Consider the following 22203-nt stretch of genomic DNA (forward strand, 5'->3'; position numbering starts at 1 on the left):
AGCAGTGGACATCACTCACCTTGGACGAAAAACGCGCATGCGTCTTCGGGTCACATGACTCATCGATTGCCCGTTGCGCAACGCGCGCGGCTCACGCGCGAGGGGTCATACATGCACCTGATGCCACTCGCTGATGAGCTCGCCGCTGATCTGAAAGCTTGAGAAGCCCATCAGGTTCTGCACGGGAACCCCGATGAGACCTACGCGCATCGCGTGCTCGACGAGAATCACCCCCTCCCCCACCAGTAGCGACTCGACTTCGATCGCGAATGTCTCGAACGCACCGCGCACCTGCTCACAGACGCGCGCGACGGCGTCGCGACCGACAGCCCCATGGCACAGGGAAGGACGGTACACCACATCGGGGTGCAGGAAGGCAGCGATCGAAGCCGTGCCTTCAGCATCGCGAGGTGCAGCGTTGAATGTCGCCAGAAAATCCCTGACGATTAGTTCACGCTCCAGTCGGCAGATCGCCCCGCCGTCTGGCTCTCTCGTCGGATCCACTTCGACCCCTTCCGTTAGGCATTCAGGCTCGCGCCCGCGGCGTGCGAAGTCAGCAGTCAGATGACTCGAAGTCGACCCAGCGCGCTACTCACTCGTCTTCACTGACCGGCGCAATCAGGGCCCTCACACACAACACCGGGCGATGACTTGAGTAGTTCTGGGTCGAATGACTCTTCGCTTCTCTCATCGGCTGAAGCAGTCTGTGAGCAGCGCAGTTTGCCCAGCCCTCGCTGTCGACATGCGCGAAGCGATGATGCCTACAGAAGGAGAAAGCTCATGACATCGATCCTGATTCTTGGCAACGGAAACATGGCCAGCGCCATCAGCGAGTTTCTGGCGAGAGCTTCTGTCGAAACCAAGGCGGTCGGCCGTGGCGAGGAGTGGGATGCTTCAGGCTTCGATGCTGTCCTCCTGGCTGTTCCCTACACCGCGCACGAGCACATCATCAGAGATCACAGCGAAGCTCTCGCGGGCAAGATCATCATCGACATCAGCAATCCCGTCACCTTCGACCCGCTTGCTCGGGTACGCGCCCCGCAAGGGAGCGCGGCTGCCGCTCTCGCTGAGGCGCTGCCCGACAGCCGGATCGTCAAAGCATTCAACACCAACTACGCCGGTCATCTGAAGGCCGCAAGTATCGACGACCAGCCGCTCACTGTGCTTGCTTCATCCGATGACCGCGATGCCGCGGCATTTGTCCTCGATATGGCGAGCCGTGCTGGGGCAGAGACATTTGACGTCGGCACCCTTGACCGCGCCGAGGCGCAGGAGGCGTTGTGCTACCTCCAGATGGCGATCACCTTCTCTGAAGCCAATGCCACCGAGGGTGGATTCGTCTTCATCGGGTGACCCGCTGCCTCATGACCCGGCAGTCGACATCCACGATGCGCGGTCGATTGAAACCGATCCCCTGAAGAATGGACGCGAATGATGAGCACGCAACAGAACAGCGGCGAGAGCGAAGGCTCCGAATCCGCAGTCCACACAGCCGAGGACAGGTTCCTTCGGGACGGCCTGGCGGACCTTCGCAGGGACAGTCTTCGCGACGTCGATCTGCCCTCGGTGGACGCGGAGTTCGAGATGGTCGTGCACCGCGACGACGTTCGGCGTCACTACGTGGCCAGCCTCGAGGAGTTCGAGGTGGCGACGATCGAGTTCAAACAGATGGGTAACCGGGTCGTAATCCTCTCAACGACGGTTGTTCCGGAGTTCCGAGGGCGAGGCATCGCTGTAGAGCTCATCGCTTACGCCCTTGACGACGTGCGCGATCGCGGGCTGCTCGTCACCATTTACTGCCCCCTGGTTTCGGCCTACATCAACCAGAATCCGGAGTATGGGGACCTGGTCGACGCGAGACATCCGGGACATACACCCAGCGATCAACTCCTCACTCGAAGGATCACATCATGAAGAACATCGCCGTCTACGGTTTCGGACGTATCGGCCGCCAGCTTGTGCGCAGCGCCGTGCAGAACGACCTCTTCTTCCCGAGCGTCGTCTGTGACATCGCTTCGGCCGGTGACCTCGCCGCGCTCCTCGAGGTGGACACGAACTACGGACGGTGGCCAGGTGTCGCCTCAGACGACGACGCGTCCATCTCCATCGACGGTAGGCGAATCACGTACATCAACTCCCGCGAGGGCGTGCCGGACTGGAACGCGCTCGGCATCGATCTGGTCGTCGATTGCACCGGCCGCGGCGTCACCCGGGAAGCAGCTGAGCGGCATCTCGCAAACGGCGCCGAGCGCGTGCTCATCAGCGGCCCGAGCAAGACTGCTGAAGATTGCGACGCCGTGCTGCTACCGGGCATCAACCTGGACGACTACGACAGCGGTGCGCACAAGATCATCAGCATGGCTAGCTGCACCACCAACGCACTTGCGGCCGTCGTCAAGGTTCTCCTCGAGTCCACGGGCATCCGCTTCGGTGTCTTCTCAACGGTCCATGCGTACACGAACACTCAGTCGCTGACCGACCAACCAACGAAGTCCAGGCGAGACTCCTGGGCCGGCGCAGAGAACATCATCCCTTCCTCTTCCGGCGCTGCGAAAGCCCTGGGTTTCATCTGGCCGGATCTGCAGATCACCGGAAAGGCCTATCGGGTGCCCGTACGCACCGGCAGCATCGTGGAGCTCAACGTGATTCCGGAGCACGAGATCGCGACGGAGGATCTTCGCGACGTGTTCCGCAGTGCTGCGACAGCGGGACCCCTCCACGGCATCCTTGATGTGTTCGAAGACGAGTGGACCTCGGCCCGCATCGTCGGAGATCCGCATTCCTCGATCGTGGACCTTCCGCTGACCCAGTCATTCAACGGCATGGTTTCCGTGGCGGCTTGGTATGACAACGAGGCCGGATTCTCGATGCGTCTCGCCGAGACAGCTGCTCACTTGGCGTCCACAGAAAACTGAGCGGAACGCACCTGCATCGCTGTGACTGGCTGAGTCGCGGAGGCCGTGCATCGAGCTCCGCGGCACTGCTCTTTGCAGACGCACGCACTCCCGCGATCCCGCTCGAGCACTGCCTAGACGCCCGGCACCTACTCAGCCTCATCTCACTTCAACGTCTGGCCCATTGGCCACGATAAGACCACTTATCCCGACTATCGGCGCGAACCCGCTTCCTCGGGATGATGATGCTCGCGGCTGGCTGCAATGGGCACACTCGCGGCAACCACCCGTGCGGTGAGTGCGGACGTTAGAGCTCAGTGCAGTGGGCGAGCATGCCCACGCCACCAGCATGAGTTTGCATGCTACGAGCACAAATCATCGATTGAACGCGGCCACGTCGTCACCGCGCGGATGACCCACCCTTAGTGCGGCCGAAGAAAGTGCTTGATTGTAGTTGCGTAGGCTTCGTATTGGGTGCGCAGGATCTCGCTGGCCAGGTCGTCGAAAAGCTCGTGGGGGTCAAGTTCCATCCCGAGATCGAGAAATTCAGAGATCTGCTCGAAGTATGGCTTCAGGGCACTCCGGCGCCGTGCCGCGAGGGCGTCATCGTTGAGATTGAAGACCCTGATCGTCTCCGTGGCAATGTGCATGTTGATCGAGTCGAGACCATCCTTGGGATAGACCCGTCCGTTCGATGAGAAGAACAGGAACGCCTCAGGATCACGCTCGTCCGGCTTGACTAGATCGGCCGGCGAGTACGAATCTGAGGAGCGTCGATCCTTGAAGTGTCCACAGTGGGAGACGGAACGACATGCGAGAAAGAGGTTACTCCATTCGAACGTTAATTCCGGAAAATGCGCGGGGTTCTTGCGTCGAAAGTGTTCAATATGGCCGTCGACGTAAATAGGACCTTCGCAGTACGCGCAACGGACGCCATACTCGTTCGCGCCAGAAGCGGTGCTGACGCCCGGTATGCCCTGCATCTCCACTAGGCGGGCTCTGACTTCTCTCTTACACGCTTTGCCGAATTGTTTCCACGTGTGATCGGAATAGTCATAGTCGTCCAAACAATCGGGTGCGCGGACACCCCCACGATCTAGAAGATGCACGGATCAGCCCTCTTGCCGATCTCCCGCGGAGCCTTTCTTACCCTCAGCTCTTAGCTTCATCTGCTGGAACCGAGTCAAGCGGTCAGCATCGCGCAGGACACGATGAGTCGACCCATAGAAATCCTCAAGCTCACCTCGTAGACGACGGCCTTCGTCGCTTTCCTGCTCCCCACGTTCTATGGCAACCGTGTAGTCGCTGATGAGCTTCGATTGTGCGACAGCGGGTGTCGCCCACCGCGAGTCCGGGGAGCAATCCGGCGCCCGGTTCGGGCAGACGCAGCGACCGTTCGATGAACGCGCTTCGCACATCGGCCGCGACGGCGAAGACACCCGATGCCGGAGCCTCGACCGACGCGGAACTCGCGAACACGACGAGAGCAGAACGCTCACCCGGATCCGTCGCCGCAGCCTCACCCGTGACCTGAACCCTCGCACCGAGATCGAACCCATCGGCCGGGTCGATGCCGATCCGCACCGGTGCCGATGCCGCCCACACCGCCCCGGGTGAGCCGATGCCGGTGAGCTGCATCTCCACCCACAGCCGCCCGTCACGACCGATCGATGCCGACGACGTGACCTCGCCCGTCGCCTCGACCACGCGCCCGTCCCACGATGCTGAGCTGTCACGCCCCGGCAGCGACGACATCGCTGTGAACGAGACCGCCACGACCGCCGCCAGCACGACCACCAGCAGAGCGGCCCGCGACGCGACACGGTCTGCGCGTCTCAGCACCACCGCAGCCACGATCGCCGCGCCGACCGCACCCGCAAGCGCACACCACCCCGCCGATGCAGGCACGAACACGCACAGGAGCGCCACCCCCCACACACCCCCGGCGACCGGCAGCAGCCGGAGGTCCCGCTTCACCCGCTCACACCGTCACGGATGATGACCGTGGCCATCCCTCGGATCCTGACGCTCTTCGCGGGTCCTCGCATCAGACGAACCTAGAGTCGCATCACCTGTCCCCTCCGACACAGAACCGCTCACTGTGGACAGACGTCATCGAGCGCCTGATGTGCAGGAGCGCAGGACGACCGCGGCACAGGAGAGAGGTGCGCTGCCGACTCGGTGCGGGCGTCCACTCCCCGGCATCCCGTCGTACGCTGGTGCCATGGAGCGGACGCTGCGCAATCTGGTGGTCGTGCTCGGCGACCAGCTCGATCTCGAGGCCAGCGGGTTCGACGGGTTCGATCCGCTCAGAGATGCGGTGTGGATGGCCGAGGTCGCTGAGGAGTCCACTCACGTCTGGAGCAGCAAGCCGCGAACCGCTCTGTTCCTGTCGGCCATGCGCCATTGCGCAGCCGAGATGCGCGCCGCGGGACGAGAGGTGCATTACACGTCTCTGGACGATCCCGGCAACCGCGGCACGCTCGCCGATCAACTCCTCTCCGATATAGCGCGTCTCGCTCCCGCATCGCTTCAGATGACCGCTCCCGGCGACTGGCGGGTGCTCGAGTCGTTGCGACAGGTGGCGGCGGATGCCGGCATCCCCCTCGAGATCCGCGAGGACCGCCACTTCTTCTGCACGCTGAGCGAGTTCGCCGCTCACATGCACGAGCGCCGGACGCTGCGGATGGAGTACTTCTACCGGGAGCAGCGTCAGCGGTTCGGCATCCTCATGACACCCGACGGGAAGCCCGAGGGCGGTGCGTGGAACTACGACGCCGAGAACCGCAAGGCTTTTCCGGCGCAGGGGCCGGGGATGGTGCCGCCGAGAGCGGCGTTCGAGCCGGATGAGGTGACCCGCGACGTTCTCGCGCTCGTCGCCGAGCGCTTCGCCGACCACCCCGGTCGACTCGACACGTTCGCGTGGCCGGTCACCCGCGCACAGGCGCTCGAGTCGCTCGCGCTCTTCATCGACGAGCGCCTGCCGTGGTTCGGGGACTTCCAGGACGCCCAGTGGCCGGGCGAGCCGTGGCTGTGGCACGCTCATCTGTCCGCCGCGATGAACCTGAAGCTCCTTGATCCGCGTGAGGTCGTCGCCGCAGCGGAGACCGCCTATCGCGACGGACGTGCGCCGCTGGCATCAGTCGAGGGCTTCATCCGGCAGATACTCGGATGGCGCGAGTACGTGCGCGGAATCTATTGGACTCAGATGCCGGGGTATGCCCGCCGCAACGCGTTGGACGCGCATGAGCCGCTGCCTGACTGGTACTGGACGGGCGACACCTCGATGGCGTGCATGGCCGACGCGATCGGCACCACGCTGGAGAACGGCTATGCCCATCACATCCAGCGGCTGATGGTGACCGGTCTCTACGCCCTGCTTCTCGGGATCGAACCGGCCGAAGTGCACGCCTGGTACCTCGCCGTCTACGTCGACGCCGTCGAGTGGGTGGAACTGCCCAACACCCTGGGCATGAGCCAGTTCGCCGACGGCGGGCTGATGGGAAGCAAACCCTACGCGGCATCCGGTGCCTACATCTCGCGGATGAGCCCGCACTGCCGCACGTGCCGATTCGACCCGAAGAAACGCGTCGGGGCGGATGCCTGCCCGATCACTACTCTCTACTGGGACTTTCTGATGCGCCACCAAGACACTCTCTCCGCGAACCCGCGCATGGCCCTGCAGGTGCGCAACGTCGATCGGATCGACGACGACGAACGCGCAGCGATCGGCAAGCGCGCGTCGGCGATCCGCCGAGGGGAGGTCGTCGCGAATGCATGACGTGATCGTGATCGGAGCAGGCCTCGCGGGGCTCCGATGCGCCGGATTGCTCTCGGCACGCGGGTTCGATGTCGTCGTTCTCGAGGCCGCGGATGCGGTCGGAGGACGCCAGCGCACCGACATCGTCGACGGGTTCCGACTGGATCGCGGCTTCCAGGTGCTCAATCCGGCCTACCCGGCTCTCCGGCGCAGTGTCGATCTCGACGCACTCGCGCTCGGGAGCTTCCCGGTGGGCGTGCGGGTGCGCACGACGGAGGGGATGGCAGAGCTGCGGCATCCGCTCCGATACCCCCTGTCGATCGCCACATCTCTGCGCAGCGGCCTGGTGAGCGGTCGGGATGCCGTCGCGCTGGTCCGCTGGGCCGCTCCGGCGTTGGTGCATCCACTCCAGCGTCTCGCCCGGAACGATGTCACCCTGCGCGAGGGATGGGATGCCGTGGGCCTCAGCGGTCCGCTCCGCACCGCGGTGCTCGAGCCGTTCCTCGCCGGGGTTCTGGCGGAGGGCCAGGGTGAGACGTCGAACGCGTTCGCCCGGCTGCTCGTGCGGTACTTCGCGCTCGGCCGCCCGGGTCTACCCGCACAAGGGATCGCTGCGGTCCCCGAGCAGCTTGCCGCGCATGCGCGCACGGCAGGCACTGACGTCCGTCTCGGTGCCGGGGTGGAACGGTGCTCGGTCCGCGGGGACGGTATCCGGGTGGAGCTGAGCGACGGTGAATCCGTCAACGCAGCACGGGTGGTCGTCGCGGTCGGCCCGGATGCCGTGGCCGACCTCACGGGGCTTGCCCGTCCGGCGACGAACGGTCTGCAGACGTGGTGGTTCGCCGCCGCCGAGCCTCCGACCCGATCGGCGCTGCTGACCGTCGACGGCCGAGGCCGAGGCCCCGTCGTGAACACCGTCGTGATGACGCACACTGTGCCCTCGTACGCCCCGGCCGGGCGCCACCTCATCGCCGCGACGTGTCTACTGCCGCGCGGTGGCGATCCCGCCGAGGAGCTCGAGGTCCGCCGCCACCTGGGCGAGATCTGGGGTGCGGACATCGACGCGTGGGAGCTGATCCGGCGTGACGACATCGTCGACGCGCTTCCGGCGCAACCGGCGCCCCTGGGCGCAGCGCGGTCGGCGCGCTACGCCCAGCGACTGTACATCGCAGGCGACCACCGGGACACCGCGTCGATTCAAGGCGCACTCGCATCCGGCGAACGTGCCGCACGCGCGGTCCTGAGTGACGCGGGATCCTCGCGCAGCGCCAGATCTCTTCACGCCTGACGACGTCCCGCTCGGACAGACGCCCAGACAAGCCGGCGCGGACCACTTCTCACACCCGCACGCCGTCGCGGACCACTTCTCACACCCGCACGCCCTCGCGGATGCCCGCGAGCAGCTTCTCACCGATCCCCGGCACCGCCAGGAGATCGTCGACCGACTGGAACCTCCCGTTCTCGTCGCGCCAGGCAATGATCCTCTCGGCCAGGGCAGGACCGATGCGCGGCAGCGTCTCGAGCGCGGCCTGGTCCGCCGCGTTCAGGTCCACCCGGTCGTCGGCGGGCGCGACGGCCCCAGGACCATCCGCCATCGCGGTGACAGTCGGCACGATGATCTGCTCACCATCGGCGAGTACGCGAGCGAGGTTGATCGCGGTCAGGTCAGCCTCGTCAGTGGTTCCACCGGCAGCCGCCACCGCATCGACCAGACGAGAGTCGAGATCGAGGACGTAGAGCCCCGGCTGCTCGACAGCGCCGAGCACGTGCACGTAGAGCTCTCCTGTGGAACCGCCTCCCCCGGCGGCATCGGTCGCGAGCGGCACCGACTCGGTCGGCGCAGCCTGTCCTCGCATCAGCCCGAGACCGACAGCCGCGGAGAGCACGACGAGTGCCAGCACGATGGCGGCACCGACTCCCAGGCGCAACCGACGCGGCGGGGGCGGCGGAGCTGCGGCGGAGTCGGGCATCCCGCAACGCTAGGCGCACGGGAGGATGCCTCTCATGCGTCAGGCCGCCCGACGGGGAGAATCCCCGCGGGCGGCCTGATGTGCAGAGACGGTGCGGGCGTCAGCCCTTGACGACGATGCTGACGATCTTGGGGGCGCGCACGACGACCTTGACGATCTCGCGGTCGCCGATCGAACGGATCACTCGGTCATCGGCGCGAGCCAGCGCCTCGAGCTCGGCCTCGCCGATGCGCGCGGGCACCTCGAGCTGGGCGCGGACCTTGCCGCCCACCTGCACGACAGCCGTCACGGTGTCCTCCACGAGCAGAGCAGGATCGGCCGAGCGCCAGGTGACCAGGCCCACGGAAGGCTCGTGACCGAGGATCTCCCAGATCTCCTCCGCGGTGTGCGGCGCGATCAGGTCGAGCATCACGGCGATCGTCTCGGCGGCTTCACGAACGGCCGGATCAGCCGCACCGGCAGAACCGTCGATGGTCTTGCGGGTGATGTTCACCAGCTCCATCAGGCGCGCGACCAGCACGTTGAACTTCGTCTGCTCGACGAGGGCCGGAGCATCCGCGAGCAGCTTATGGGTCGCGCGGCGGAGCGCCGCGTCGCCACCGGCGAACACCACATCGACCGGCGACGAGACCTCGTTCGCGATGCGCAGCGCGCGGGCGAGGAACTTCTGCGCACCGGTCGTCGAGACGTCGGCCCAGTCCTTGTCGTCCTCCACGGGCCCCGCGAACGCGAGCCCCACACGCAGCGCGTCCGCGCCGTAGGCGTCGAGCTCCTCTTCGAACAGCACCAGGTTGCCTTTGCTCTTCGACATCTTGGCGCCGTCGAGCAGGACCATTCCCTGGTTGATGAGGTTCGAGAACGGCTCCGTGAAGTCGATCAGGCCCATGTCGAACAGCACCTTGGTAATGAAGCGCGCATACAGCAGGTGCAGGATCGCGTGCTCGACGCCGCCGATGTACGAGTCGACCGGCGACCATCGAGCGGCCTGAGCCGGATCGAACGCCACCGTGTCACTGTTCGGCGAGAGGAATCGCAGGAAGTACCACGAGCTGTCCACGAACGTGTCCATGGTGTCGGGGTCGCGCAGCACGGGGTCACCGCTCGCGGCGTCGACCGTGCGCACCCAGCTCTCGGCTGCGCCCAGGGGCGACGAGCCCTTGGGCTTCAGGTCGAGCCCCTCGACACTGGGCAGCTTCACCGGCAGCTGGTCCTCGGGCACCGGGATGATCCGGCCGTCCTCGGCGTGCAGCATCGGGATGGGGGTGCCCCAGAAACGCTGGCGCGAGATCAGCCAGTCACGGAGGCGATAGTTCTTCGCCGCGCGACCCGTCCCCGAGGCTTCGAGCTGCTCGATCGCACGGGCGATCGCGTTGCGCTTGGACAGACCGTTCAGGGCTCCGGAGTTGATCATCCGGCCCTCACCCGTCAGGGCGATGCCGGTGGATGCGGGGTTCTGCTCGTCGAGAGCGGCACCCGTGTCGATCGGCACGCCCTCGTCGTCGACCTCGATGATGGGCATCGCACCGGTGATCGGCGCCGTCGTGTCGACGACCACCTTGACCGGCAGGTCGAAGGCACGGGCGAAATCGAGGTCGCGCTGGTCGTGCGCGGGCACGGCCATGACCGCGCCGTGGCCGTAATCGGCCAGCACGTAGTCCGCGGCCCACACGGGCAGCTTCTCGCCGTTGACCGGGTTGATCGCGAACCGCTCGAGGAACACGCCGGTCTTCGGACGGTCCGTCGCCTGACGGTCGACGTCGGTGGTCTTCTGCACATCGCCCAGGTACTTCTCGAAGCGCGCGCGCACCTCGGCGGGAGCATCCTTCGCGAGCTCGCTCGCCAGGTCCGAATCGGGCGCCACGACGAAGAAGGTCGCACCGTGCAGCGTGTCGGGACGCGTCGAGAACACCGTGACCGGCTCGTCGCGGCCTTCGATGCGGAAGTCGACGTCGGCACCGACCGAGCGGCCGATCCAGTTGCGCTGCATCTGCAGCACCTTGTGCGGCCAGAAGCCCTCGAGCTGATTCAGGTCGTCGAGCAGCCGGTCGGCGTAGTCCGTGATCTTGAAGTACCACTGGGTCAGCTTCTTCTTCACGACCTCGGCACCGCAGCGATCGCAGCGTCCGTCGACGACCTGCTCGTTCGCGAGCACCGTCTGGTCGTTCGGGCACCAGTTGACGGCGCTCTTCTTGCGATAGGCCAGGCCGCGCTCGTGCAGCTTCAGGAACAGCCACTGGTTCCAGCGGTAGTACTCGGGGTCGGAGGTGTGCAGCACTCGCGACCAGTCGAACGAGACGCCGTAGTTCTGGAACGCCTGCTTCTGCTGGGCGATGTTCTGATACGTCCACTCGCGCGGATCGGCTCCCTGGCGGATCGCCGCATTCTCGGCCGGCAGACCGAAGGAGTCCCAGCCGATCGGGTTGAGGACGTTGTGCCCGCGGTGGCGCCAGAAACGGGCCACGATGTCGGAGTAGAGGTAGTTCTCGGCGTGGCCCATGTGCAGGTCGCCGGAGGGGTACGGGAACATCGCCAGCACGTAGCGGCGGGGCCGCTTGTCGTCGTCGCCGCCGGTGAGGAACGTCTCGTTCTCCGCCCAGTACTTCTGCCACTTGGCCTGGATAGCGTGCGCCGAGGAGGTCTCCTCGTCGACGGGAGAGGTGGACAGGTTCTCAGACAACGAACGCACGACCAATCTGAAGGGAAAAGGGGATCAGTTCAGGATATCGGAAGCCCAGGCCGCGGGCATTTCCGCGCCCAGCGCTGCGAGGGGCGCCTGCGCCTTCGTCGCCACCTCTGCGACCTCGGATGCCGCGACCGACCGCCAGGTGATCCCGCCGCCCGCCCCGATCACCGCGCTCTCCGCGTCGATGACGATGCTGCGGATGACCATCGCCAGGTCGAGCGAGCCGTCGTCGCCGATGTATCCGAAGCATCCGGCGTAGACCCCTCGCGGCCCGCCCTCGAGTTCGTGCAGCCATGTCATCGCCGACAGCTTGGGGGCGCCGGTCATGCTCCCGGCGGGAAAGGACGCGGCGAACAGGGCGCCCGCCGTGGTGCCGGCGGCCGCCACACCGCTCACGGTGCTGACGAGCTGATGCACGGCGGGATAGCTCTCGACCGCCCACAGCGCGTCGACGCGGATCGACCCCGGCTCGCACACCTGCGAGAGGTCGTTGCGCATGAGGTCGACGATCATGACGTTCTCGGCACGCTCCTTGACGTCCGTCGCGAGTTCCGCGGCGAGCGCGGCGTCCTGCACCGGATCGTCGCTGCGCGGTCGCGTCCCCTTGATGGGGCGGGTGCGGATGACTCCGTCTTCGGCGTGCAGGAACTGCTCGGGGCTCGCGCTGAGCAGGGATCGTCCGCCGATGCGCACGAAGCCTCCGTGGTGGGCGGGGGTCGCGGATCGCAGCCGACGGTAGACGGACACCGGGTCGTGCTCCCCCGGAACCGTGAACCGGGTCGTCAGGCAGAGCTGGTACGCGATCCCGGCGCGGATCAGGTCGCGACACCGTTCGATGAGGGCCGCGTATTCGTCAGGAGTGTGCCTGGCGTCCACTCGACGTGGCTCCGCGGCAAGCGCGGAGGCATCCTGCACGTCCATGGAGCCCTGTTCCGTGACGAATGCCACCCACTCATCGAGGTTCCCCTCCGGGGCGCAGGCCCAGATGCGCCCCGTCATGTGGTCGAAAGCGGTGAAGCGGGTGATGCGCATCCAGGCGTCACCTGCGTACTGGCCGGAATCAGCGACCGGGGCCCCTGCGGCGCGGGCGCCCGTCTCATAGTCGTACCAGCCGACCCAGCCTCCCCGCAGCGGAGGACGCACGACATCTCCGTCCAGGGCAGACCGGTCCCCCGCAGACGCATCCAGTCGAACGTCCTCGGGGAACGCGGACAGCTCTCCCGTGCCGATGAAGCTCCACCCCTCGGACGCAGAGGCACCGGCGTCGAGCCAGAAGACGTCAGGCTCCACCTGCTCGAGCGCGAGGAAGAGCGCTGCGGGATCCACCCGGTCCGCCAGGACGCGGGTGCTCAGACGTTCGGGCACGTTCTCAGCCTAGGCCGCGGCGCCTCCCGTATTCTCGAGGGGTGGACGACCTGGTGCCGTGGCTGATCGAGTTCATGCGATCGATCGACCCGGTCGCTCGGACTCTCGTGGCCGGACTCGCGGTCCTGCTGGAGACCAGCGTCCTGATCGGCCTCGTGTTCCCCGGCGACACGGTCGTGCTCGTCGCATCCATCGGAGTCACCAGCGTGCCCGAGGCCGTGGCGATGGTGATAGCCGTCGTGGTGGGTGCCCTGATCGGCGAGAGCATCGGATTCTGGCTCGGACGCTGGATCGGTCCGCACATCCGCGCATCCTGGGTCGGTCGACGGGTCGGCGAGGAGAACTGGATACGCGCCGAGCGGTACCTCGCCCGCCGAGGCGGTATCGCCATCTTCCTCTCCCGCTTCCTCCCCGTGCTGCACTCACTCGTCCCCCTCACCGTGGGGATGAGCCACTACTCGTACCGCCGCTTCCTCGCGTGGACCGCGCCTGCCTGCCTGATCTGGGCCACGGCGTATGTGAGCGTCACCTCTCTCGCCGCCGGGAGCTTCGACGAGCTCGCCGACCGCGTGCATTACGCGGGGTACATCTTCGTCGGCGTCATCGCCCTTTTCCTGCTCGCGGTCTTCGTCGCGAAGAAGGTTCTCTCCCGGCTCGAGGCTCGTCACCTCGACATCTCCGACACGGGGGACGCGACCGACGTGAAAGACTGAAGCAATGGCTTCGTCACCCCCGGCGCCCCGGATCCACTGGTTCGCGCGTCTCGAACACCGCCTCCATGTGTGGCGAGAGAAGCGAGCGCGCCGTCGCGGCCGCACCGCCACCATCCTCCCCTTCCCCGGATACGGCGGACCGGGATGGGTGCGCGTCGTGGGACGGGTGCTCATCGTCCCTCCGCTGCGCAGCACGAAAGACGGGGAGCCTGCGAGCGTGCGCGGCTGGCGGAGCTTCGTCGGCATCCCTGTCAGCTTCGCGAAGGTGGCCGTGCGGATCGGCGACTCGGTGCACGACGTCGTCGCCGACCGTGGTGGTGTGATCGACTCCGTGGTCCACGTGGATCTCGAGCCCGGGTGGCAGACCTTCACGTTCTCGGTCGAGGGTCAGGAGCCCGTCGAAGCAACGGCGTTCATCGTCGCGGAGTCGACGCACTTCGGCATCGTCTCGGATGTCGACGACACCGTCATGGTGACGGCCCTCCCTCGTCCTTTCATCGCCGCGTGGAACTCCTTCGTCGTCGACGAGCACGCCCGCATCCCGGTTCCCGGTATGGCCGTGCTCCTCGACCAGGTGCTGCGCGAGCACCCCGGCGCCCCGATGATCTACCTCTCCACCGGGGCATGGAACGTCGCCCCGACGCTGCGTCGCTTCCTCGGACGCCACCTGTTCCCTGCGGGCTCCATGCTCCTCACCGACTGGGGACCCACTCACGACCGCTGGTTCCGCAGCGGGCGCGAGCACAAACTCACCAACCTGCGACGCCTCGCGTCGGAGTTCCCGCACGTCAAGTGGCTGCTCATCGGTGACGACGGTCAGCACGACGAGGCGATCTACTCGGAGTTCATGGACGAGCATCCCGCCTCTGTGGCCGGTGTGGCGATCCGTCGCCTGCTGCCCGCCGAGGCCGTGCTCGCCGGTGGACGCGCGGGCCACGAGCCGCACTCCGAAGACGTCGCCCCCTGGGTGAGCGCCGAGGACGGCGCAGGGCTGCGCGATCTGCTCGGCGAAGCCGGCATCCTCCGCTGACATGACCATCTCTCTCCCTCGGCACGAGTGGCTGGAGCGTGAGCATGCGCATCGGCTTCGGGCGGAGGCGCTCACCTCAGCACACAGGGAGAGAGCATCCCGGCGCGAGAAGCACCCGGTCTGGGACTTCCTTTTCACCTACTACAACTACAAGCCCGCCCAGCTGCGGCGGTGGCACCCCGGTGCAGGCGTGCAGCTTGAGGATGCTCCCGAGCGGCTGAACTGGCGCTGGTACTCTCCCGGCGCCGACGACGACAGCGTGATCCCGGATGCCACGGTGTTCGCGAACGAGAAATCCGAACTCGCTGCCCTCATCGAGCGGATGCTGCGGCGCACCGCCTCGCGCCCCGGACAGTTCGGATGCTTCGGGCTGCACGAGTGGGCCATGGTGTACCGCGCCGACGAGCACCGGCATCCCGTTCCCCTGAGGCTCGGGCAGGCAGGCACGGACGCGGTCGTCGAGAACCACGACCTCCGCTGCACCCATTTCGACGCGTTCCGCTTCTTCACGCCGGAGGCCGTGCCCCGCAATCGCACCGAGCTGACTCGTGACGATCAGCCCCTGTTCGAGCAGCCAGGGTGCCTCCACGCCGGCATGGACCTGTACAAGTGGGCTCTGAAGCTCGGTCCCCTCGTCCCCGGGGAGCTGCTCCTCGACGCGTTCGAGCTCGCCCGCGACATCCGCCTGCTCGACATGCAGGCCGCTCCCTACGATCTGTCCGCCTGGGACGTGGTGCCGGTGCCCATCGAGACCGCCGAAGGCAAAGCCGAGTATGTGCGACAGCAGCGCGGGTTCGCCGAGCGCGGCACGCGCCTTCGCGCTGAGCTCCTGCAGGCCTGGCTCGGCTCCGCACACCCGGTGGCAGTCAGCGCCTGACGTCAGCCGGCGGGCTCGCACTCCGTGCACAGCGACCACTCGGCGCTCGCTGCACTGGACTGGAGCCTGAGCGCCATCACCCGTGTGGCGGCGTCCTCGAGCCGTTCGACCGGGAGCGTCCCCGAGTCGACGGCCGCGGTGATCCCGGCGACGATCTCGGCCGCCGTGTCGGTGGTCGACCCGGCGATCATGAGAACGAGGTCGTTGCCCGCCGCGACCGCCGTGACGGCGTTGGCCACCGGGTCGGCGTATTCATGAAGCCCTGAGGACTGCAGCATCCCCAGGTCGTCGGTGACGATCACGCCGTCGAACCCCAGTTCGTCGCGGGCGATCTCGTGCCACCGTGCGGAGAGCGACGCGGGTGCCTGGTCGACGGACGTGTAGGCGAGATGGCCGAACATCAGCAGAGACGCCCCGGCGTCGATGCCCGCCACGAACGGCACCGCATCTTTCGCGCGCCACTCGTCGAGCGTCTCGCCTGTCGACGGGATCGCATGGTGCGAGTCACCCGGAGCCGCGCCGTGTCCGGGAAAGTGCTTGAGCGTCGACGCGACGACGGATTCCTGGGCTGCGGTGGCGGCTGCGACTCTCTCGGCCGACGACTGCGGATCCGTGCCGAGCGCCCGGGCGTAGATGAACGACGACGGATCGGCGGTCACATCCGCGACAGTGCCGAAGTCGATGGTGATCCCCGACTTGGCGACCAGCGCCGCCCTGGCGGAGAAGGCTGCAGCGGTGTCGGCGACTGGCAGCGATTTCAGCGTCGTCGACGCGGCGTAGTCGTCGGCAGGCAGGCGCGAGACCATGCCGCCCTCCTGGTCGATCGCGATGAGCGGAGGAAGCTCGGGGTCGATCGTCAGGGATGCGGTGAGGGTTGCGAGCTCGGCATCGGTCGCCGGGATGTTGGCTCCCATCAGGATGAATCCACCGAGCCCCTGCGCCATGTACGCGTTCAGCGCTGTGCCATCCGTCGTCGGAACATGCCCCATGACGATGCTCGCCGCCTGCTGAGCCGTCGTCATGCGTCCCACGAGCATCTCGGCCCGCGCTTCAGGCCCCGAGGCGCCCGTGGTCGCGGTGCGCGCCTCGGCTCCGTGACCGGTCTGGGCGGATGCCGTCGAAGACGCCGTCGCGGCGCACAGTCCGACGATCGCAGCCGCTGCGACCGCCCAGGCGCGTCGCCGGAACACGGCGTCAGGCGCTGAGCGCGTCGGCGATCGGCACCGCCGAGTCGCCGGAGCCGTTCCCGAACCGGATGGTGCGACCGAAGGTCGACGGGTTGGCGACGGACTCGGCGATCACCGCTGCCACATCGGCGCGGGAGACCTCTCCCTTGCCCTCGGGATCGAGGACGATGCGGCCGGTCGGCTCGTCGAACGTCAGCGTTCCTGGCCCGAGGATCGTGCCGTCGAGTTCGGTGCCGCGCAGGTGCTCGTCGGCCGCCCACTTCGCGTCGGCATACGGGAAGAAGTCCGAATCCTCCGCGACACCGTGGTCGGCCTTCGAGCCGATCCACGACACCATGACGTAGCGGCCGGTGCCGGCCTCGGCCGAGGCATCCATCGTACGGATCGCGGCGTCTCGGTCGACCGCATAAGTCCGCTCTGCGGATCCGCCGCCCGCGCCTGCCGACCAGACCACCGCATCATGACCGCGGATGATGTCCGCGAGCTCGGTCGTGCCGAGGGTCTCGACGTCTGCGACCAGCGCGCGGGCTCCCGTCTCTTCGACCTCGGAGACGTGATCCGGGTTGCGGATGACAGACGTCACCTCGTCCCCACGGGCGACGAGCAGAGGGGCGAGCAGCAGAGCGATGCGGCCGTGGCCGCCGAAGACGATGATTCGCGACATGTCTTCACCCTACGCGCCTCTGCCGACACCGGCTCAGGATGCAGTCAGCGCGGTCCCTGCGAGCTGTCGATGACGAAGGCTTGCGGGTGTCCAGGCAGGTAGCGCACCACCACCGGCTCACCGGAGGGCAGGTAGGCATCACGATCGGGGTACACGGCCGGCGTGAAGAAGTTGCTCTCGATCGTGTACTCCACACCGTTCGGGGTCGTGAACGTCACCCAGTCACCATTGACCGTGCCGGTCGTCGGCTGACCGTGCTCGTGGATGTAGGCGCGCGTGATCGGCACCCCCGTGAGGCTGAGGATGCCGATCACCAGGTTCGCCAGCATGAGGAAGGCGAGGACCCGGAACACGATGCGGCGCACGGTGCCCGCGGCTTTCCCCCTCGCGGGGACCTCACCGTGAAGCAGCCCTTCGCGCTCGCGGACACGCCGTAATGACACACGGGGCGCCGAACCCGAGAAGGACATGGCGAAGAGACCGAGGATCGAGAAGCCCGCGATGAACACCATCGCGTATCCGTGCGCCGCGGGGAAGTTGATCAGCCAGATCAGCGTGTCGATGATGTTCATCGTCCCGCCTCCTTTTCGATCGTCACGGCCACGGTCTTCGGATCCTCGCGGCGGTAGAACGCCCAGATCGGCGCGCCGACCTGGAACCGCGAGATCGCCTCGGGGTACGCGAAGACCGTCGTGTCGGTCTCCCAGGTCGAGGCGCCCTCCGGCGCCATGAGCACCGTGAGCTCGAGCTCGCTCTGCCCCTCGAGGCGACGCCCGGTCGGCCGCACCGCAAGAACCGAGGCGGGCACCTGCGTGCCCGTCGTTCGCGCTCTCACCAGGCGAGGGTCGATGAGACCACGATCGATCCGCCACTGCAGCATCGCGTCCCGAACGGTCGGGTCGGTGATGTCTGCGAGTTCGACCGTGTCCTGGTCGGTCAGGCTGTACCTCACGGGGATAGGCTGTCCGATCTGGAGTGAGGCGAGATCGCTCGGGTCGACGAGCATCCGCAGCTGTCCGACGAAGTCCTCCCCCGTCTTCGGGGCGACACGGATGAACAGGTCGTATTGCGGGACGTCGTTGACCGTGAGGCCGGTGCGGGAGATCTCGACGATGCGCCCCACTCCGATCTGCGACTCCCCTCGGACTCTCTTGCGGCGTCCGAGGCCGGACATCGTGCCACCGAAAGTGAGGATCAGCCCCCAGGCGACCCCGATGATGATCGGTCCGCCCAGGGTGTCCTCTCCGGAGAACGGCAGGATCGACTCGCGCTGATCGACCCCGAACAGGCCCTCGCCGGTCCAGATGACGAGCCACGCCGACAGCAGCAGCCAGATGACCAGGACGACGATGCGGATCATGCCCTCAGCGTAGCGACGACCTGTCGCCGCATCACAGAAGCGGCTGCGGCGGATCCGGCCGCGTCACACGGTGCGGACGGACGCCCCAGCCAATGCGCGCTGCACGCCCTTCGCCGCCGAGCGACCGGCCCTGTTCGCGCCGATCGTGCTCGCGGACGGACCATAGCCGACGAGCTGGATGCGAGGATCCTGCACCGCGGTCGTCCCGCGGCCGTCGCGATCGAGCCGGATGCCGCCTGCTGCACTGCGCAGGTGCAGCGGGGCGAGATGTGCGATCGCGGGGCGGAACCCGGTCGCCCACAGGATCACGTCGACGCGCTCGAACGACCCGTCGGCCCAACGGACGCCGTCCGGCTCGATGCGTGAGAACATCGGGCGGCGCGCGGCGTAGGCGCCCAGACGCTCGGCCTCGCGCTCCTGAGGCCGCAGCATCAGGCCCGTCACGCTCACCACGCTCTGCGGCGGGAGCCCTTGCGCCACCCGCTGTTCGACGAGAGCGACCGCTGCAGCGCCCGCTTCCGGAGTGAAGTCATCGTTCCGCCACACGGGTTCCGTGCGGGTCACCCAGAGCGTGTCGGTAAGCGGGGCGAGGGCTCCGAGGAACTGTACGGCCGAGGCCCCTCCGCCGACGACGAGGACTCGCTTGCCGATGAAGTGCGCCGGCCCCGGGTAGTCGACCGTGTGGAGCTGCTCTCCCAGGAAAGTCTCCATCCCCGGGTAGTGCGGTAGGAACGGATGCGTCCAGGTTCCGGTCGCGTTCACGAGCGTCCGCGAGCGCCACAGCCGGTCCCCCGCGTGAACCACGAGGACGCCGTCCTCGTCCGCCACCCGATCGACGCGCACCGGGCGGACCACCGGGAGGTGATGCTGTCGCTCGTACGCCGCGAAGTATGCCGGAACAGCGATGTTCGCCCGCTGCCCGTCGCGCGGCGGGGGTGAATCGTCCGGCAATTCGGCCACGCCGTGCACATCGCGCATCGTGAGTGCGTCCCACCGATGGCGCCACGCTCCGCCGGGCTCGGTATTGGAATCGAGCACGACGTGGGAGATGCCGAGACGGGTCAGATGGAAGGAGGCCGACAGACCGGCCTGACCGGCGCCGATCACGACGCTGTCCAGGATGCTCACGATGGTGTCAACGCCTGCGGGCGTGTGGTTGTTCCGGCGCTGTCAGAGCGAGATCTGGTAGTGCGTGTAGCCGGTGTGCGTCGCCACGCGTTCGTAGAGCGTCCGGGCCGTGGTGTTGCCCTCCTGCGTGAGCCAGTACACCTTCGCGCAGCCCTGCGCCTCTGCCCAGGCGCGCACGTGGGCGATCAACGCCCGTCCGGCGCCGGACCCGCGCGACCCCGGGGCGACGAAGAGGTCCTCGAGATAGCAATAGTCCGTGTCGCTCCATGTTGCCGAGTGCGTGAGCCAGTGCACGATGCCGATCGCGTGGCCGGCGTCGTCGCGCGCGATGGCGCCGTGGATCTCGCGGTCGGCGACGATGCGGTCGAAGGTGCGCCTCGTGACATCGTCGGCTATCTCCGCTCCGTAGAACGTCAGGTACCCGTTCCACAGCGAAGACCATTCCTCGAAGTCATCTCGAGTGACAGCAGTGATCTTCATCATGCTGTCCACCCTAGGGCGACGCGCCCGGGAGCCCCGCCCCGATTGGTGTTGCGCGCGATCCGTGTAGTACTCTGTTCAAGTTGCTTCGAGCAGTCGGGAAGCAGTTCTGGGCCTGTGGCGCAGCTGGTAGCGCACCTGCATGGCATGCAGGGGGTCGGGGGTTCGAGTCCCCCCAGGTCCACAACGAAACCCGCGAGAGATCGCGGGTTTTCTTGTATCCGCATTCGGCTACGCCCGTGCCCACACCGTTCACCCAACATGCAGGCCCGCGTCTACGGGACAGGTTCGAACAGATCGCCGATATCGCAGAGGACGTCCCCGTCCGGCAGAGCCCAGACGGCTCGGTCGCCCTGCACCATCGGCCGAAGCAGACCCAGTCCGGGGATGGTCGGCCACCGGTTCCCACGGAGGAACTCCCCCTCCTGGAGGAACGACGCGACCGCGACAGCGAGGCGCTGATGCTGCTCGGCGCAGACACGCAGTGTGCGATCGGCGACGTCGAGGTGGGCGGCCAACGTGCCCTCCTCCCCCAGTTCTATTCGCGCGGTGAGGGGGTCCGCAGGCAGCCCGACCGCGGAGAAATCCCTGACCGCCGAGTGCATCGTGGCCTCCGCACGGAATCGATGACGTAGTCGCGTCCTGGTCAGCACACTCATCAGCGGCGCTCCTCTCATCTGACGACGACGCACGACCGTGCGTCATATCGCCCTCACACCTATAGAGACTCGGGCACCCGGCTTCTGTTACGCGATGACTCGGACCGAATCGTGCCATTCACCGTTGTCGCTCACTGTTCAGACCCGCGAACGCGACAGACTGGGTATGCATCCGGGCGCCAGGGGCTTGCCTTCCCCTCGCGTCCCGGATATACATGCGAGGCCATCGATCGCTGACACGGCGATCCCTGAAGAGCGGGAGACCACGAGTGCTGGGACTTTTTCGACGAACCGAGCCCCTGTCTGACGGCTCCGCTCCACCGCGAGAGCCAGGACTCTGGTCCAAGGGCCTCGGTCTCGCGGCGACCCGCAGTCTGCAGACGCTGGCGGTGCTCGCACTCGTCGCCGTCGGCGTCCTGGTGATCACCCAGCTGTCACTGGTCTTCATCCCGGTCACCATCGCGCTGATCCTCGCATCCGCCATCCATCCTCTCGTCGCTCTGATGCGACGCAAGGGCGTCCCTTCGATCCTGGCGACGTGGATCGCGCTGATCGGCATCCTCGCGATCCTCGGCGGGATCGTGTGGGTGATCGTTCTCACTGTTCGCTCCCAGTGGGATGACCTCGTCGACTCCACCACCGACGGCATCGCCCAGGTGACGGCGTGGCTGGGCACGCTCCCCTTCGACGTCTCCGCGATCGACCTCGACGACGTGTGGGCGAGCGCCGGCGAGTTCCTCACCAGCGCCTCGTTCGGCCGCGGAGCGCTCGCCGGTGTCTCGGCGACCGCGAGCTTCTTCACGGGCCTGGCGCTGATGATCGTGGTGCTCTTCTTCTTCCTCAAGGACGGACCGCGCATCTGGGAGTTCCTGCTCCGCCCCTTCACCGGTGCGAGCTACGAGCGCGCACGCCGGATCGGCGACAAGACGGTCGACGTGTTCGGCGGCTACATCCGCGGAACGTCCATCGTCGCGGCCGCGGACGCCCTCGGCATCGGGATCGGTCTGGCGATCCTGCAGATCCCGCTGGCGATCCCGCTCGCCGTCATCGTCTTCCTGACGGCGTTCATCCCACTCGTCGGCGCGACTGCCGCCGGCATCCTGGCCGCTCTCGTCGCCCTCGTCACACACGGCCCGATCGCAGCCCTCATCGTCGTGGGAATCGTGGTCCTCGTGAATCAGCTCGAGGGCAACTTCCTCCAGCCGGTCGTGATGGCCCGATCGCTCAAGCTGCATGCGCTCGTCATCCTGCTCGCGCTGACCACAGGCACGATCCTCGGCGGAATCGTCGGCGCCGTGCTCTCCGTGCCGATCGCCGCCGTCGCCTGGGGGATCATCACTGTCTGGGACGGCCCGCACACGCCGGCGCGACCGTTCCGGAAGAAGCGCCCGGAACAGGTCTGAGGCGCAGCCCGAGGTCTGCGGCGGCGGCCG

The 22203-nt window shown here is 67.0% G+C and carries 22 protein-coding genes and 1 tRNA gene; 10 read left to right on the top strand and 13 right to left on the bottom strand.

Going from position 1 to position 22203, the window contains the following annotated elements:
* Positions 1-105: 105 nt before the first annotated feature.
* On the bottom strand, positions 106-504 hold the full coding sequence (locus tag OD997_RS04840) for a nuclear transport factor 2 family protein (protein WP_434330603.1): 399 nt from the start codon (positions 502-504) through the stop codon (positions 106-108).
* Positions 505-780: 276 nt separating this feature from the next.
* Here OD997_RS04840 and OD997_RS04845 point away from each other — a divergent pair, with 276 nt between their 5' ends.
* The 3 genes from OD997_RS04845 (at position 781) to OD997_RS04855 (ending at position 2915) form a co-directional block, all read left to right on the top strand.
* Positions 781-1353, top strand: a complete 573-nt coding sequence (locus OD997_RS04845; RefSeq protein WP_434330604.1) for an NADPH-dependent F420 reductase — start codon at positions 781-783, stop codon at positions 1351-1353.
* A gap of 78 nt (positions 1354-1431) precedes the next feature.
* A complete protein-coding gene (locus OD997_RS04850; RefSeq protein ID WP_434330605.1) occupies positions 1432-1914 on the top strand; it encodes a GNAT family N-acetyltransferase in 483 nt (160 codons plus the stop codon).
* On the top strand, positions 1911-2915 hold the full coding sequence (locus tag OD997_RS04855) for a type I glyceraldehyde-3-phosphate dehydrogenase (RefSeq protein WP_434330606.1): 1005 nt from the start codon (positions 1911-1913) through the stop codon (positions 2913-2915). Before OD997_RS04850 ends, OD997_RS04855 begins: the two co-directional genes overlap by 4 nt.
* A 401-nt stretch (positions 2916-3316) precedes the next feature.
* Here the strand turns inward: OD997_RS04855 and OD997_RS04860 are convergent, their stop codons facing one another.
* Both OD997_RS04860 and OD997_RS04865 read right to left on the bottom strand, forming a co-directional pair.
* Entirely contained in the window at positions 3317-4003 is a 687-nt protein-coding gene (locus OD997_RS04860) for a retron system putative HNH endonuclease (protein WP_434330607.1), read from the bottom strand.
* A gap of 130 nt (positions 4004-4133) precedes the next feature.
* On the bottom strand, positions 4134-4871 hold the full coding sequence (locus OD997_RS04865) for a hypothetical protein (RefSeq protein WP_434330609.1): 738 nt from the start codon (positions 4869-4871) through the stop codon (positions 4134-4136).
* A gap of 247 nt (positions 4872-5118) precedes the next feature.
* On the opposite strand from OD997_RS04865, the gene OD997_RS04870 reads away from it, so the two are divergent.
* Both OD997_RS04870 and OD997_RS04875 read left to right on the top strand, forming a co-directional pair.
* The gene (locus OD997_RS04870) at positions 5119-6675 is read left to right on the top strand and encodes a cryptochrome/photolyase family protein (protein ID WP_434330610.1); all 1557 of its coding nucleotides are present in this window, start codon (positions 5119-5121) and stop codon (positions 6673-6675) included.
* Positions 6668-7942, top strand: coding sequence for an FAD-dependent oxidoreductase (locus OD997_RS04875; protein WP_434330611.1), 1275 nt, complete (start codon positions 6668-6670; stop codon positions 7940-7942). The genes OD997_RS04870 and OD997_RS04875 overlap by 8 nt, the downstream gene beginning before the upstream one ends.
* Before the next feature lie 79 nt (positions 7943-8021).
* Here OD997_RS04875 and OD997_RS04880 read toward each other — a convergent pair whose 3' ends face one another.
* From OD997_RS04880 to OD997_RS04890, 3 genes are all read right to left on the bottom strand, one after another.
* Positions 8022-8624 (bottom strand): helix-hairpin-helix domain-containing protein, encoded by a 603-nt coding sequence (locus OD997_RS04880; protein WP_434330613.1) that lies wholly within the window; start codon positions 8622-8624, stop codon positions 8022-8024.
* A gap of 100 nt (positions 8625-8724) precedes the next feature.
* Positions 8725-11301: a leucine--tRNA ligase gene (gene leuS, locus OD997_RS04885; protein ID WP_434332337.1), complete on the bottom strand. Its 2577-nt coding sequence runs from the start codon at positions 11299-11301 to the stop codon at positions 8725-8727.
* Between the two features lie 33 nt (positions 11302-11334).
* Entirely contained in the window at positions 11335-12672 is a 1338-nt protein-coding gene (locus OD997_RS04890; protein WP_434330614.1) for an anthranilate synthase component I family protein, read from the bottom strand.
* Positions 12673-12713: 41 nt separating this feature from the next.
* Between OD997_RS04890 and OD997_RS04895 the strand changes: the two genes are divergently transcribed.
* The 3 genes from OD997_RS04895 to OD997_RS04905 are packed head-to-tail and all read left to right on the top strand — an operon-like array spanning position 12714 to position 15292.
* Complete coding sequence (locus OD997_RS04895; RefSeq protein WP_434330615.1) at positions 12714-13385, top strand: DedA family protein; 672 nt, start codon at positions 12714-12716, stop codon at positions 13383-13385.
* Between the two features lie 4 nt (positions 13386-13389).
* Positions 13390-14415: an App1 family protein gene (locus OD997_RS04900; RefSeq protein ID WP_434330616.1), complete on the top strand. Its 1026-nt coding sequence runs from the start codon at positions 13390-13392 to the stop codon at positions 14413-14415.
* A 1-nt stretch (position 14416) separates the two neighbouring features.
* A complete protein-coding gene (locus OD997_RS04905) occupies positions 14417-15292 on the top strand; it encodes a 3-methyladenine DNA glycosylase (protein ID WP_434330617.1) in 876 nt (291 codons plus the stop codon).
* A 2-nt stretch (positions 15293-15294) separates the two neighbouring features.
* Here the strand turns inward: OD997_RS04905 and OD997_RS04910 are convergent, their stop codons facing one another.
* The 6 genes from OD997_RS04910 to OD997_RS04935 all read right to left on the bottom strand — a co-directional run bounded on the left by OD997_RS04910 (position 15295) and on the right by OD997_RS04935 (position 20114).
* Complete coding sequence (locus tag OD997_RS04910; RefSeq protein ID WP_434330618.1) at positions 15295-16482, bottom strand: glycoside hydrolase family 3 N-terminal domain-containing protein; 1188 nt, start codon at positions 16480-16482, stop codon at positions 15295-15297.
* 4 nt (positions 16483-16486) lie between these two features.
* Entirely contained in the window at positions 16487-17143 is a 657-nt protein-coding gene (locus tag OD997_RS04915) for an SDR family oxidoreductase (protein ID WP_434330620.1), read from the bottom strand.
* Between the two features lie 44 nt (positions 17144-17187).
* Positions 17188-17715: a hypothetical protein gene (locus OD997_RS04920; protein WP_434330621.1), complete on the bottom strand. Its 528-nt coding sequence runs from the start codon at positions 17713-17715 to the stop codon at positions 17188-17190.
* Positions 17712-18503 carry a hypothetical protein gene (locus OD997_RS04925; protein WP_434330622.1) on the bottom strand — a complete coding sequence of 264 codons (792 nt, stop codon included), beginning with the start codon at positions 18501-18503 and terminating at the stop codon, positions 17712-17714. The genes OD997_RS04920 and OD997_RS04925 overlap by 4 nt, the downstream gene beginning before the upstream one ends.
* A gap of 63 nt (positions 18504-18566) precedes the next feature.
* Positions 18567-19631: an NAD(P)-binding domain-containing protein gene (locus tag OD997_RS04930; RefSeq protein ID WP_434330623.1), complete on the bottom strand. Its 1065-nt coding sequence runs from the start codon at positions 19629-19631 to the stop codon at positions 18567-18569.
* A gap of 42 nt (positions 19632-19673) precedes the next feature.
* A complete protein-coding gene (locus OD997_RS04935) occupies positions 19674-20114 on the bottom strand; it encodes a GNAT family N-acetyltransferase (protein ID WP_434330624.1) in 441 nt (146 codons plus the stop codon).
* Positions 20115-20222: 108 nt separating this feature from the next.
* Between OD997_RS04935 and OD997_RS04940 the strand changes: the two genes are divergently transcribed.
* A tRNA-Ala gene (locus tag OD997_RS04940) sits at positions 20223-20295 on the top strand.
* A gap of 91 nt (positions 20296-20386) precedes the next feature.
* Here the strand turns inward: OD997_RS04940 and OD997_RS04945 are convergent.
* Entirely contained in the window at positions 20387-20716 is a 330-nt protein-coding gene (locus OD997_RS04945; protein ID WP_434330625.1) for a hypothetical protein, read from the bottom strand.
* Positions 20717-21042: 326 nt separating this feature from the next.
* Here OD997_RS04945 and OD997_RS04950 point away from each other — a divergent pair, with 326 nt between their 5' ends.
* Entirely contained in the window at positions 21043-22173 is a 1131-nt protein-coding gene (locus OD997_RS04950; protein ID WP_434332338.1) for an AI-2E family transporter, read from the top strand.
* Positions 22174-22203: the final 30 nt, after the last annotated feature.

It is taken from the genome of Microbacterium sp. CGR1, assembly GCF_051062835.1.
Lineage (GTDB): Bacteria > Actinomycetota > Actinomycetes > Actinomycetales > Microbacteriaceae > Microbacterium.

Bases quoted from the DNA above. Each gene is read 5' to 3' on its own strand.
- OD997_RS04870 (WP_434330610.1), top strand. From the start codon at position 5,119: ATGGAGCGGACGCTGCGCAATCTGGTGGTCGTGCTCGGCGACCAGCTC.
- OD997_RS04925 (WP_434330622.1), bottom strand. From the start codon at position 18,503: ATGATCCGCATCGTCGTCCTGGTCATCTGGCTGCTGCTGTCGGCGTGG.
- OD997_RS04945 (WP_434330625.1), bottom strand. From the start codon at position 20,716: ATGCACTCGGCGGTCAGGGATTTCTCCGCGGTCGGGCTGCCTGCGGAC.
- OD997_RS04855 (WP_434330606.1), top strand. From the start codon at position 1,911: ATGAAGAACATCGCCGTCTACGGTTTCGGACGTATCGGCCGCCAGCTT.
- OD997_RS04875 (WP_434330611.1), top strand. From the start codon at position 6,668: ATGCATGACGTGATCGTGATCGGAGCAGGCCTCGCGGGGCTCCGATGC.
- OD997_RS04880 (WP_434330613.1), bottom strand. From the start codon at position 8,624: ATGCCCGACTCCGCCGCAGCTCCGCCGCCCCCGCCGCGTCGGTTGCGC.
- OD997_RS04915 (WP_434330620.1), bottom strand. From the start codon at position 17,143: ATGTCGCGAATCATCGTCTTCGGCGGCCACGGCCGCATCGCTCTGCTG.
- OD997_RS04900 (WP_434330616.1), top strand. From the start codon at position 13,390: ATGGCTTCGTCACCCCCGGCGCCCCGGATCCACTGGTTCGCGCGTCTC.
- OD997_RS04935 (WP_434330624.1), bottom strand. From the start codon at position 20,114: ATGATGAAGATCACTGCTGTCACTCGAGATGACTTCGAGGAATGGTCT.
- OD997_RS04850 (WP_434330605.1), top strand. From the start codon at position 1,432: ATGATGAGCACGCAACAGAACAGCGGCGAGAGCGAAGGCTCCGAATCC.
- OD997_RS04920 (WP_434330621.1), bottom strand. From the start codon at position 17,715: ATGAACATCATCGACACGCTGATCTGGCTGATCAACTTCCCCGCGGCG.
- OD997_RS04845 (WP_434330604.1), top strand. From the start codon at position 781: ATGACATCGATCCTGATTCTTGGCAACGGAAACATGGCCAGCGCCATC.
- OD997_RS04905 (WP_434330617.1), top strand. From the start codon at position 14,417: ATGACCATCTCTCTCCCTCGGCACGAGTGGCTGGAGCGTGAGCATGCG.